Source organism: Bradyrhizobium valentinum (assembly GCF_001440405.1).
In the GTDB taxonomy this organism is placed as follows: Bacteria; Pseudomonadota; Alphaproteobacteria; order Rhizobiales; family Xanthobacteraceae; genus Bradyrhizobium; species Bradyrhizobium valentinum.
The window spans coordinates 18,167-30,362 of record NZ_LLXX01000040.1; the positions used below are offsets into that span (position 1 = coordinate 18,167).

At 57.7% G+C, this 12,196-nt stretch carries 10 protein-coding genes and 2 pseudogenes; 10 read left to right on the top strand and 2 right to left on the bottom strand.

All coding sequences use genetic code 11. From position 1 onward, the window contains the following. The first annotated feature begins 471 nt into the window (after positions 1-471). The 5 genes and pseudogenes from CP49_RS44390 to CP49_RS07615 all read left to right on the top strand — a co-directional run. Positions 472-801 (top strand): hypothetical protein, encoded by a 330-nt coding sequence (locus CP49_RS44390; RefSeq protein WP_156438149.1) that lies wholly within the window; start codon positions 472-474, stop codon positions 799-801. A gap of 155 nt (positions 802-956) precedes the next feature. Beyond that, positions 957-1,378: pseudogene (locus tag CP49_RS46985) on the top strand (FAD-binding protein); the annotation flags it as partial. Positions 1,379-1,728: 350 nt separating this feature from the next. Then, positions 1,729-1,926: a hypothetical protein gene (locus tag CP49_RS07605; protein ID WP_420807593.1), complete on the top strand. Its 198-nt coding sequence runs from the start codon at positions 1,729-1,731 to the stop codon at positions 1,924-1,926. A 244-nt stretch (positions 1,927-2,170) separates the two neighbouring features. Beyond that, a complete protein-coding gene (locus CP49_RS07610) occupies positions 2,171-2,932 on the top strand; it encodes a helix-turn-helix transcriptional regulator (RefSeq protein ID WP_057849685.1) in 762 nt (253 codons plus the stop codon). Positions 2,933-3,199: 267 nt separating this feature from the next. Then, positions 3,200-3,868, top strand: a pseudogene (locus CP49_RS07615) (cytochrome-c peroxidase); the annotation flags it as partial. Positions 3,869-4,479: 611 nt separating this feature from the next. On the opposite strand, the gene CP49_RS07620 reads toward CP49_RS07615, so the two are convergent. Beyond that, complete coding sequence (locus CP49_RS07620; RefSeq protein ID WP_057849676.1) at positions 4,480-5,172, bottom strand: outer membrane protein; 693 nt, start codon at positions 5,170-5,172, stop codon at positions 4,480-4,482. Positions 5,173-6,960: 1,788 nt separating this feature from the next. Here CP49_RS07620 and CP49_RS07625 point away from each other — a divergent pair. From CP49_RS07625 to CP49_RS07645, 5 genes are all read left to right on the top strand, one after another. After that, positions 6,961-7,173, top strand: coding sequence for a hypothetical protein (locus CP49_RS07625; protein ID WP_057849677.1), 213 nt, complete (start codon positions 6,961-6,963; stop codon positions 7,171-7,173). A 209-nt stretch (positions 7,174-7,382) separates the two neighbouring features. After that, the gene (locus tag CP49_RS07630; RefSeq protein ID WP_057849678.1) at positions 7,383-7,847 is read left to right on the top strand and encodes a multiubiquitin domain-containing protein; all 465 of its coding nucleotides are present in this window, start codon (positions 7,383-7,385) and stop codon (positions 7,845-7,847) included. Further along, positions 7,807-9,003 (top strand): ThiF family adenylyltransferase, encoded by a 1,197-nt coding sequence (locus tag CP49_RS07635; protein WP_244608636.1) that lies wholly within the window; start codon positions 7,807-7,809, stop codon positions 9,001-9,003. Before CP49_RS07630 ends, CP49_RS07635 begins: the two co-directional genes overlap by 41 nt. Then, positions 9,000-9,428 (top strand): ubiquitination-like system serine protease family protein, encoded by a 429-nt coding sequence (locus CP49_RS07640; RefSeq protein WP_057849680.1) that lies wholly within the window; start codon positions 9,000-9,002, stop codon positions 9,426-9,428. The genes CP49_RS07635 and CP49_RS07640 overlap by 4 nt, the downstream gene beginning before the upstream one ends. Positions 9,429-9,486: 58 nt before the next feature. Further along, a complete protein-coding gene (locus CP49_RS07645) occupies positions 9,487-9,834 on the top strand; it encodes a hypothetical protein (protein ID WP_057849681.1) in 348 nt (115 codons plus the stop codon). A gap of 541 nt (positions 9,835-10,375) precedes the next feature. Here the strand turns inward: CP49_RS07645 and CP49_RS07650 are convergent. Then, positions 10,376-11,944 carry a Fic family protein gene (locus CP49_RS07650; protein ID WP_057849682.1) on the bottom strand — a complete coding sequence of 523 codons (1,569 nt, stop codon included), beginning with the start codon at positions 11,942-11,944 and terminating at the stop codon, positions 10,376-10,378. Positions 11,945-12,196: the final 252 nt, after the last annotated feature.

The window sequence follows — 12,196 nt, forward strand, 5'->3', positions numbered from 1 at the left end:
ACAAGATGTTCGATCGTTGGTGGCGGAAATTCAAAGCGCACCGCTCGACAATCGGCAAACCTCATCAGCTCAACACTTCTTGCGCTGCTCGACGTCGAGTACGATCCGACATCTCGATCTGCTCCTGGCGATGCGAAGCGTTGTCCAAGGTAAATGTAAGGGTTTTGGTCCTCGTGAACGCTGCGGCCGCTCACCTTGTGTGGTACGCGACCCGCTCTCACCGAAGATGAGGGGAGAACGTGTCCCGTCTTAGGCCGCGCTCTTCTTGATCTACATCAACTAATGTCGCGGCTGCTGCAAACGGCGATGTCGCATTTCCGACCATGTCGCAATTGCGTCGATCGCCTATCGTGCCCAATCGATCGCCAATTCTCTCAAGCATTTGTCTCCACGCCTGATTCTCGCGAGCGACGCAACTGGTACGACCCTTGCTGTTCTCATCCCAGGTTCTCGGAACTTGTGGAGTACCGCATGCACGGTATCGTCTGCATCAAGCAGGTTTCCAACTTCGCTCAGATCCGCGTTCGCCCCGTGGCCAACAACTCCATGCGCCACTGGGATGCCGACGCCGACCATTATCAACATCTACGATCTCTTCGCGCTGCGAGCAGTGCCGGAGCTAAGCGACGAGTGCGGCGCGTGCTTATCGATGGCCGCCGAGCCCTACGCAAGGCACTGACCTTCGGCGCCGACCACATCGTACGGTCATTGATCGCGTATTCGCCAGGACGGCACGCTGGCGACCAGCTATGCGTTGACGACCGCAATGCGCAAGACTGGGAGCGAGTATGGCCCGGTTGATGTCACCTTCACTGACAAGTAGACGATCGACGGCGACACCGCAAAGGTCGAGCCCGGCATTGCGAAGCGGCCCGGCCTGCTGCAGCTCACTTGCGTCGCTAAGACGGGGGCCCCGGATCTCCGCGTACCCACCATTAAGGCGGAGCAGCACTCCATTCGTGCCGGACTGCGAATCCGCAAACGTCAATCTCGCGTATGCCGATGTCGCCGAGGGTCTTGGGTTCCGATCGGCCGAAGATTTTCAAATGGTGCGCCAGCGCGCGGCTGTCCTCAGTGCCGAATATGGCTGCTCAGGTCCGCTGGCGCAGAAGGGCTGGGTCACCTCCGCCCGGCAGATCGGTCACACCGGCAAGATCATGCGGCCAAAGCTCTTTATCGCGGCCGGCCTTTCCGGTGCGATCCTGCATCGGGTCGGCGTCAAGGGCGCCGACCTGATCGTCACCATTAGCATCGAGAAGAACGCGCCGATCTTCGAACTCGCCCATGTTGGCAGTGACGCGAACCGGCTGGTGGCAGCGCCGATGGCCGCCTTCGTGCGCGTCTGCGGCCGCAATCGTGCGTTCAGATCGCGAGCTAAAGGAAGCTGTCACGATCGAGGTAAGGTTCGACGCCATCGTGGTCGGCGCCGGGATAGCCGGCATGCCTCCGTGCTACCTATGGCCAAGTGCGACATGAAGGCGTTTCGGCCCAAGCGCGGCGAACATTCGCCCGCGCCCTGTGCCGCTGCACGATCCGGAAAAGTAGCCACCGGTTTTCGAAGGAGATCTTGCACAAACAAGAGACTGAAGCCTTGCGCTCTAATCGTGGATACCAATCCCGGAGACTGAAACATGAATGTCGACCCCTCAGTGCGCCTCGAAGAGAAGCTGTTCTACAACCGCTATCACATCGATCTCGGTCGTTCCCATACCGGGGTCCGCGCGCACAATGCCGTTGCCGCAACTTCTTTCGCTCGTGAAAGCCGGCCCCGCGCGCCGCTTCGAGCCGAAGGCCAAGTGCGACGTGGAGATCACCCTCGACGGCTGCATCGAAGGCGATACCCACCGCGTCGTTGGCGAGCCCTCTGGCGACATGAAGTGGAGCTACCAGTGCCACGGTTATGGTGGGCTGTTCGAGCTTAAGTGAGAGTGGCGCTGCAGCTGCGGTGCTTGATTGGCGTGCCCACGGTTTCGATTGACCTGTCCCTTCTGGGCGCCTGCTGGGAGAGGTCAACGAATTTGGGAATAGCATTTGCCGCAGCGAGCGAGTGTTCAGGCTGGATGAAGAGCGGAGCAAGGGCTTCGCTGAGCGGAATAAAACTAGACTCCGCTTAAAACACTCAATCGAACGGCGCAATAGCGGCCTCTTGGCTGCCCTCGTGAGTCGCCACATGGACTTATTCAGCTTCATCGAATGCGCGAAGCAAACGCGCTCTATTAAAGCGCTGTTCGATCTTCTTGTGAGCTGTGCGAGCGAGGAGGGCTTCAGTGAAGTCGCTTATGGAGCACTCACTTTCGCGGAGCCGCCTCGTCTACCGGAGTATCTACCGCCCTCGGTGACCGTGAACTTCCCGCCTGACTGGTGCCACCGTTATTTTGAACGTAACTACCGTGTCATCGACCCGGTGGTCCGGCGGACACCAATGCTTCCGGGGCCGTTTCTCTGGGACGAACTCGCCAAGCAATATCAACTGCAATCCGGCGAGCAGCGCGTACTGGACGAGGCCAGAGAGGCAGGTCTGAAGCACGGTATGAGCGTGCCATTGTTTGGGGCAGTTGGCCGAGTATCTGTGGTATCCTTTGCATCTCCGTTCGACGACGCCGATCCTCAGTATCGTATGAGTCACCTCAACACACTGGCCTGGCACTTTCATATCGCGTTTGCGGAGATCGCGCGGCCCTCGGATAGCAGCTGCGACAGGAAACTTACCCTGACTAAGTGCGAAAAAGAGTGCCTGCGCTGGGTGGCAGAGGGAAAATCGTCTTGGGAAATTGGGAAGATCCTGAAGGTCAGCGATAATACAGTCAATTTTCATATTAAGAACGTGATGCGCAAGTTGGGTACGACGAACCGCACCCAGGCCATCGTAAAAGCGATTCGCCTCAATCTCATTGAATTCTCGGCGGCGCCAGCGCTGGCAACTGGTAACTGACCTGAGCGTGTGGCGTCCGCTCGCAGGATTCTCAATGGCATGACGATCTAATCTCGTTGGGAATAGCAGCGAGTTGGATGCTGCATCGGTATAATCACAAAAGGCCTGCGCCGGTCGCCCACGAATCGGCCGCCGCTAGTTCGTGGCTTTCGCGTTTCGGACAACGCACGCTTCTGTCAGGTTCAAGACACCTAACATTCTCCGCTGGGTCGCAGTTGCTTTGAAGGCTAAATCAGCAGCTTAGCTCTTGCGAGCGCCACTGGCACGGCGGTTGCTAGTAGACCCGTGCAGGCGCGTGTCGAAATGAACGCGACCCCAGATCATGTGCTCAATACGTTGAATTCGATGAGTGACTATGTGGTCATGTTCAAGAAGGCGTTCCCGAACGAGGCGTCGCCGGTCACCTTTGACAACTTCGCGAAGGCGATCGAGGCCTTTGAAGCGACTCTGATTACACCCGCTGCTCCTTTCGATCAGTACCAAGGCGATACGACTGCTCTCAATGATCAGCAGAAGGCAGGATTGAAGCTCTTCATGCAAACGGGGTGCTCCTCTTGTCACAACGGAATCAACGTCGGTGGACAGGATTACTTCCCGTTCGGCGTGATCGAAAGGCCGGGCGCAACCCTGCTTCCGGCCTCCGACAAGGGCCGATACGCGGTCACCAAGGCGGCCAGCGACGAATACGTTTTCCGCGCCGCGCCGTTGCGCAACGTCGCGTTGCGGACCCCATACTTCCATTCAGGCCAGGTTTGGAGCCTTAAGCAAGCGGTTGGCGTGATGGGTGAAACCCAGCTCGGCATCGAGCTTAGCGATAAGGAAAAGAACGATATTGTTGCGTTTCTGAATTCGCTGACTGGGCAGCTGCCTAAGATTGAGTATCCGAAATTGCGCACGCGTACCGACGCGACGCCGCCGCCCTCTTTAGGCAGATAGTATGCTTCTTCCACCGTAGCCGGCATTGCGCGTTCTTTGAAAAGGAACGCGGCGCAGGCATTCGGGCGTCTGCGATGCATGAATCGCAAAGGCGGAGCAGGATGGGAGCAGGACACGAAACCAAGTGCCCGATCAGCTGCCCGATGAAAGCGCAGCTATGACAAGCGTCTGATAGCACCAAGTCCAGAAGACCAAAAAGGGTGACGCTGACCTGGCTGTTGATGTAGGCAAACAGTGGCTCGGGTTGGGCCTGAATCGTCAACAGACACAAACGGGTTTCTCTTGCCGTGTATCCGCGCGTTGAGCCCAAGGTCAAGGGGGAATGACAATTGAACCAAGCGTTCTGCACAACCGGCGGCCGCAGAATACCCAGACGTCGAGCACAAGTAGTACCATACTCTTAGCAATCTGATCGTGTGAGCGGGCTGAAAGCCGATTCGGCGCTTCCAAACGTGAGATGCGTAAGCTGAACAGTGCGTTGCGGACCGCAGAATGGAAGTAGGTCTGGGGTCGAATGTCCGCGGAAGTACGTTCCGCGGCAGATGAATAGCTCGAAAAAAGCCCCGGCCCGAGGGCCGGGGCTTTCGATCCGCCGTTTGAACGCGAAGAGATCAGTATCTGAGAACCGGCGGGCTAAACTTGTAATTGAGCCGCAGGGTCAGGAGATCGAAATCCTGACGGATGCGATCGGTCGCGACCACACCAGCGGCCGTGGTGAAGCTCACGTTGGCGTCCGGCATGAACAGGTGGTCGTACTCGACGCCGACCGACCAGTTCGGCGCAAAGCCGACTTCCACACCCGCGCCGACCGCGGCGCCCAAACGCGTATTGTCGGTGCTCGCCAGCTGCGCGCCGGTCAGGGTTGAGGTGACCTGATGGGTGTTGCTCGTCACCGCAGCACCGCCCTTGGCGTAAAGCAGAACGTTGTTGGAGGTGTAGCCGATCAGGCCGGTGATCAGGCCGAACGCGTCGGTCGTGCTGCGGTTAGTATTGAGGGGAAAGATGGTGCCGACATTGGAGCCGCTGAAATCAGCCCAGTTGCCCTGACCTTCGATACCAAACACCGCCTGGCCCATCTGCTGGCGATAGCCGATCTGGCCACCCACGGTGCTACCAGTTGCATCGCTGAAGCCCCAACCGCCGTTGATACCGATGTACAAACCGCTCCAGTCGTAGATCGCGGCCGCGACCTGCGGCGGTGGCGGCGCCATATAGACGGGCTGCGCAGCGAGATCCGCGCCGAATGCGGGTGCGGCCGCGCTAAGCGCGACGATGCTGCAAGTCACAAGCAACAAGTTCTTCATTTCCAGTTTCTTTCCTTTAGATGGCCCCCAAGCCGTGCGCGTCTTAGCAACGTCATCGGGGATTGCTGTAACGGCAGCGCAACACTCACTCGGAAGAAAGAGCTTGAAACTCACGCCGCGTCAGGTTGTAGACTTGGAAATCATGATCAAATGTGCACAGCGCAAAGCGTTGATCGCGCATGGAGAGATGCGCGTCAATGCCAACATTGGAGTGAAGGGTGTTCGAAACGAGGCTCGCTGACCAAGGCGCGCGTGGGCGAGAGCAGCGACGAACTGTATCGGATCGTCTGGCTGAGTGTTGTCTCACTCTGCGGCCAGGGCGCATCCCCTCGGAGTCTCGCTTGATTAAACAGCAGAGGCAACGCCGACCATCGACTTCATTCACGCACACCTATGGGCCTTGAAGCAGGTGTCACTTATGACTGCGCCGAAGCGACCGCTGGACCAGCTACATCTCGCTGATTTGATCAATCTTGCGGTCTCAAATGGTGTGATCGACGCCGGACCGAGCACCAAGCGGACCTTGCGAAGGATGCGCGGAACCTCATTCATCCCGGTAGAGCACTGCGCTCGGGCGAAGCATGTAGCGAAGCTACAGCATTAGCTGCACTGGCTTCGGTCTATCGCCTCATTGAACAGTTGAAAAAGCTGGTCCGTAAATCAACTCTCGTGTCGTCTCACGCGTTGAGTTCATGCGACAACCCGAACCGTCTCTTTTGATTGATTTCCCGCCTAGTCTCTAAACCTCTTCGGTGTACCGCCCGTGCTCGTAGATGGCGAGAACTACCACGGGCTGCGCGAGCCCAATCCTCACGAGGCCTTCGGCAACGGCCCGCATCATTGCGCGGGCGCGCACTTGTCGCGGCGAACCGTTGGCGTCATCCCGCTGCCCATGCCGTCCGAGCGTTTCCCTAACATGACCTTGCCTGATCCCGCAAATACTTCCCTTTTAGGACAACTATTTCGGATTGTGGTCAGCGTACACAATCAATCGCAATCGGATCGATCCCTGCGCCGGCATATGTGTATTGATCGATCTGATCTCCCACATGAATCGGCGGCCCACCTCCTGAGTCTCAGGAGACCTACCGCCGACCTGTCTTGCTGGGCTGGGCAAATCCGGCGGCATCGTATGTCAGGAGTTCCATCCTTCGTTGATTCCCTTAGCGCAGACCAAAAATATTGACAATGCTGTCCGCGCGAGCCAATTCACAGCGCGCTCAGATCGTCCGGCACTTCGGCGAACTTCCGGATCACCTTGGCGTCAGTGAAATCGCCGATGGCTGGGTTGCCGCAGCGGCTAAAAGCGAGGCGACGAAGCCTGGCTTGCGCGAGAGCGCCTGGCTCGCATCACGGCGGCGTTCTGCAAAAAGCACCCGACGGCTTCACCGACCATTCCGTCGTCGGATACGCGTGCGCCATGGCCGAAAACCTTTATCCGCCAGGTGCTGCGCGCGGCCTAGAAGCCTGGACAACCGCCGCCGTCACGAGCTGCGCTTCCTGACCACCCCGCTCGGCCGACTGATCCGTGACATCCGCCGCCGGCCATTCAAAGATGCCTTCCAGACGCGCCAGCCTCGCAGATCCAAATCGGTGTGGTGAAATCCGTCGAAAAAGACACTCGAACGCGGAATTTAGGCATCAACCCGGGACCCCTTGCATTTATCAATATCGACATGTCGTTACTGTACAGAGTTAAACGTAACCCTCTTTCACGAGCCGACTGTTGGGGGTCGGCAAGCAATAATGATGCGATCTCAGTTCGGCGAAACAGCATAAGAGCAGGACATGGCTGGGCATTTCTACCGACTCCGCATGGGCATCTATGCGGAGACGTTGTTTCGGCGCAGCAACCGCGTGAAGCGGGAAAGGATCTGGCTGCAGTACAACGTGATGCGGCTGGGAAGCGAACTAAGGCGGTCCGAGCACTGGTCCAGTGCGGCTGGCCAGCCAGGCCGGCATCGAAACGATGCAGCCGAAACCGTCGCCACGCTGACGTAACCCTTGTGCTGGCAAGAATGGTCCGCCTCTCCATCCGATCCAATCTTGGGGCGACTTCAGCGCTGACTCCGGAAGCAAGCCTAAGCCCCATCGATCTTTCCCTGACGAATCCCATTTAGAGATCAAAGTCAGTGTCGCCTCCAGAGAAGCAATCCAGTTTCACCTCCAAAAGCGAAAATCTGCACTATCGCTAGACCAACGAGGCCATCATGTCGGACGACAAGCCGGACGTGCGTATCCATATCGATCAGAAACCGCTTCACTCGCCGAACCCGACGACAGGCGTTGGCCTTTATGAACTCGGGCAGGTTCCCGAAGGTCAGGTGCTGCACAAGGGGGGCGAGGGTAACCAAGAAGACAGGTTAGTGCGAATCGACAGTCCAAAGATCGATCTCACACAAGACCAGCACTTCCATCGTGGTGAAGCCCCCGAAAAGCATTACGTCATTATCGTCAACACCGACCCCGTCGTCGTCGATCATGATGTCTTGACGTTCGATGAACTCGTGAAAATCGCCTTTCCGGTTCCGCCGACCGGGCAAGACCCGGAATTCACGGTGAGCTTCGAACACGCAAAGAGTGTCCCGCATCACGGTGACCTTCCTCCAAACGGCACGGTTACCGTGAGAAAACATGGCACCATTTTCGATGTCGATCATACCAATCGATCGTAGCTCCGATTTAGAACTGTTGCGCAGGGAGGGATATAACGTCCAGGTAACGGGCGCCGGCTACCTGGTCGTTCACGACGTCCCCTATGTCAACAGCAAGCGTGAAATCGCGGTCGGTGCGCTGGCATCGAACCTCGATCTTGCTGGCGACGTTACGGCTCAGCCGCAAGATCACACGGCCAAATTTATCGGCGAATATCCTTGCGACAGTAACGGTAAGCCGCTCGAAGTTCTGAAGCATCAGAGCGGATCGTACGATGTTGGCCACGGGTTCGTCGCCCAACATTCCTTTTCCCGAAAGCCGGCGCGCGGGCACTATGAAAATTACCATGAAAAGATGACGGCCTATGTCGCGCTCCTCGGTAAGCACGTTGCTGCCATAGACCCTTTGGTCACAGCGAAAACCCACAAGGTCATTGAGCCTGAGGACGACAACTTACCATTCAATTACCTCGATACTGCGTCCGCAAGAGCGGAAATCAACACAATTACCGCGAGGCTTGCGGAGGATGCGATCGCAATCGTCGGGGTTGGCGGAACCGGATCGTACGTGCTCGATATGGTCGCCAAGACTCCCGTCAAGCAGATCCATATTTTTGATGCCGACCGCTTCTTGACACACAATGCTTTCCGGGCGCCAGGCGCACCCGAAATCGAAGATTTGCGAGCGCAGCCGCTCAAGGTGGAATACTTCGCGTCGATTTACGCCCGTATGCATCGTGGAATTATTCCACATCCCATCCATATCGATGCGACCAACGCGGATAAGCTAGGCAGCATGTCCTTTGTCTTCCTTTGCATGGAAGGAGGAGCTGCGAAGCGCGCGGTCGTGGACAAGCTGGAAGCGCTCGGGACGCCGTTCGCGGACGTCGGAATAGGCTTGTATGCCAAGCGAAATTCAATTGGCGGTATGCTCCGCAGCATCCTTAGCTTACCCGACGCCCGAGAACGCGCGCGGTCTCGCATATCGTTCGCCACGGACGACGCAAATAATGAGTACGACAAGAATATCCAAGTTGCCGATCTCAATGCACTTAACGCGTGTTTGGCTGTAATCGCTTGGAAGAAGCTGCGTGGCTTTTATTTCAACTTGGGTAAGGAGCGTTTTGTCTCTTATACAATTGCAAATAGCCTTCTCGCGAAGGGTGATTCCATATGAACAGGATCGATGCCATCCGGCCCGAGCTCGTCGAGCGCATACCCAAAGTTCTCGACAACGGAGTTATTTACATCTCCCTCAAGTTCCGCACGGCGGCGCATAACTGCTTTTGCGGATGTGGCACTAAGATCGTGACACCGCTCAAGCCCGGCCGGTGGCGGCTAGAAACTGAGGACGGGGCCGTAAGCCTAACTCCGTCCATCGGCAATTGGAGCGCGGGCTGCCAGTCGCACTATTGGATCAGGGACAATCGCATAGAATGGGCGCCCGCGTTTACCCCGAAGCAGATCGCGGCCAACCGGGCCAGCGACCAGCGCGCGCGCCAGCAGGCTCATACCGAACGCTACAGGAGAGAACGAGGCTTCTGGGGACGTCTTTGGGACGCAATCAAAGGTCTGTGGCAAGCGTTTATGAACTGGTTCTGATGTCATTCGACGAGTACGCTCCGCGTGCACGCGCGAACAACATCATGTTGTCACTCAGGTGAATTTCCAGGTCACAGTCCTGAAGATCCTGCTGAGCTATCCGGACGGCTTCGCAAGGATGGCGGAGCTTAAGCGCGACATGGCCATTTTAGCGACGAGCGGTCGGGACTGGGCCGAGCGCACCAAGAGCTTGGCCGCCCGTGTGCCGAACCTCGACATCTTTTCGCAAGAACTCGTTGAGCGCATGAACGGTGGCTGGCGCATCACCGAAAAGGGACGTGCCTTCCTCAATTTCATGGAAACGCGCCCGATGGCTGCGGAGGTGCCGGTAGAGACGGAGGTGGCCGCTCCCGAGCAACCGAAGCCGATGAAGCGCAATTGCCTCCCGTCGAAGCAGGCCGGCTGACGGCATGAACGTCAGCACCTACCTCGTGCGGCCGGCAAGCGAAGACGCGCAACCAGGTCTTGCCCTGCGCTCTTCGCTCGCAGTTTCGGATGGACGCGCCCCACCTCGGCCTTTGGCTCGCAGGTGAGGGAACGCGAAGATGTCCCCGCTAGGTCGAAGGGCCGAACTACCCATCTTCGCTGTCTACACGGCTTGCCGCACGCGAGCGGTTTCTTCATCATTCCCACCCTGAAAGGGGTCGAACTCACCTCTGTCTACCTCGCCGGCCTGGGGTCGATGCGGTCAGCCGTAGATCGCCTCCCTGCTGTTCGGCGCGCATGCGCCAATCTTCGAGGACAAGGCGCGCGGTCGTGAGACCGCTGGGCATGACAGAGTGAGAGGAGCGCCCAACTTCGCCGTCACGGGTTCATAGTCGCGAGAGAGGCTCGCGACAGCCGTCGCGGAGAATCGCCTTCACTTGTCGGTTTCTGCTGTCCCGATTTTTTTGTTCAATCGGCTGCACAAGCTTGATCAGCGACATAAGGGATTTTGTCGCGAAAGCTTACGGGGCGTGATTTTGCTCGTTTGAGCTATCTTCAAATCCTTCGAATGCATCCCGGACAACGGCCTCGATGCTTGCAACCTCATCGTCCGTTAGCTTCTCGAATTCGCGCTCCCTTCTTTTCTTGGAAAGCACGCCCTTGTTCTGCCGGATGAACAGAAGCAGGTCGTCTGCAAGGCGATCCGGCATTTCAACCGTGTCCATGATTTTGCGGCGGGCTTCGTCGTGACGGCGCAGATAATCGATTTCGTGCGGCAGATCGTGCTCCACCGTTCTCTTGACGCACTGATACAAAAATTCCGCTTCGTCGGTGCAATCGAAATAGCAGTAGAGGTCGGCGGTATCGTTCAGCACTTCGACATTCCTGTCCGATGTCGGTTTCCAGTCGATGAACTCCATCAAGGGCCCGGAATGGGACTGCAGGGTAGTGCGGTAGTCATCAATCCGGTCGAGCATGACGGACGACACCGGAAACACCATGCCTGGCGGCGTGAATTTCCGCTCCGCCAGAACATGGTGGATGAGGCAGCGATGCAGGCGTCCGTTGCCGTCCTGAAGCGGATGGACATAGACGAACCCGAAAGCTGTGCTTGCCGCTTGTAGAACGGCATCAATCCCGTCATCGCGCATACGCGCGTTAGCGTCGATCAGGCCTTTCATGAGGCTGGTCAGGTCGTCCGGTCTGGCGCCGATGAACTCAGGCAGCGGATTGTTCTCATGGTCTCGCTCACCCAGAAAAACGCCATCTGGCCGAAGGCCTGGATGAATGAGCCGGGTGTCTTCGATGAGGACGCTATGTAGCCGCACGATCTCTTCAAGGGTCAGAGCATGCTTGCCTGCCTGCACGACAGCGCGTCCCCACCGCTCCAGCCGGTTCCTGGGCGGGCGTTCGCCTTCGATCTCGAAGCTTGCGCGGCTATCGGCGAGCAACAGAAAACTCGCGGCGCGGGAGACCACATGGCCGCCGGTACGCCCGACGGTCTCGCGGGCCTTTTCCGCAAGACCACTCTCTGTGAGGGCAACGAGCGCGGAAGTCCTTCGGATGACTGGGCTGAAATCTTTCGTTCCGAGCAGATTGTTGCGAACGCGGTGCCGTTTTGACAGCTTGGGCTTGCCTGTGAAATAAGCCTTCGGGTCGAACAAATCGACAGCTGCGACGTTCGGGGTATCCGGAATGTCGAGCGTCTCGCCAGTTAGCATTTCGTAGAGGAACCAGACCCGGCGCGCGGGCACACCGGTTGGTGCCGCTGTGACGAAGTCACGGATTTCTGCCTTCGGGACCGCCTTGAACACGCGCTTGAGCACGAGGAGATCGAGGTCTTCGTGGCGCAGGGCAAAGGTGAGGTGATCTGCAAAATTGTCGCCGGGCCAATATCTCTTGTCGAACAGCCGCCAGTCGCCTTCATCCCGGTGGCTGCCACGGATATGCTTTTCCGACACGGCGCTAGGCCGACGGACGGGTGCCGCAACCGATAGTATCTGGACCAATGCTGACAGCCCGACGAGTTGGGTCTCGGTAGGCAGTGCCTTGCCTTGGAAAGCCTTTGCCTCCGCAAAGTTCAGCCGCATGGTCGAAAATCCATATGGAGTGTCGAATTTTGCCACAAAAATAGTAACATTGTCGAAAACAACTTATCGGCTCTCGGGTCGAAAATCAACCCAATTTGTCGTTTTCTGGCTCAAAGTGATCCGAAATGTCGAAAATCGGGCTAACGGGCAATAATTTGCCAAAAAGAGGCGGCTTCGTGAGCGAGGGTTGGATATCTGCGCGTACCGAGCGATCGCGACCGGGCGTTCCGATTGATCACGACCGGCTGTACC

Coding starts and splice junctions, on each gene's coding strand:
- CP49_RS07650 (WP_057849682.1), bottom strand. CDS start 11,944: ATGCGGCTGAACTTTGCGGAGGCAAAGGCTTTCCAAGGCAAGGCACTG.
- CP49_RS07630 (WP_057849678.1), top strand. CDS start 7,383: ATGTCGGACGACAAGCCGGACGTGCGTATCCATATCGATCAGAAACCG.
- CP49_RS44390 (WP_156438149.1), top strand. CDS start 472: ATGCACGGTATCGTCTGCATCAAGCAGGTTTCCAACTTCGCTCAGATC.
- CP49_RS07640 (WP_057849680.1), top strand. CDS start 9,000: ATGAACAGGATCGATGCCATCCGGCCCGAGCTCGTCGAGCGCATACCC.
- CP49_RS07605 (WP_420807593.1), top strand. CDS start 1,729: ATGCCGTTGCCGCAACTTCTTTCGCTCGTGAAAGCCGGCCCCGCGCGC.
- CP49_RS07625 (WP_057849677.1), top strand. CDS start 6,961: ATGGCTGGGCATTTCTACCGACTCCGCATGGGCATCTATGCGGAGACG.
- CP49_RS07620 (WP_057849676.1), bottom strand. CDS start 5,172: ATGAAGAACTTGTTGCTTGTGACTTGCAGCATCGTCGCGCTTAGCGCG.
- CP49_RS07635 (WP_244608636.1), top strand. CDS start 7,807: ATGGCACCATTTTCGATGTCGATCATACCAATCGATCGTAGCTCCGAT.
- CP49_RS07610 (WP_057849685.1), top strand. CDS start 2,171: ATGGACTTATTCAGCTTCATCGAATGCGCGAAGCAAACGCGCTCTATT.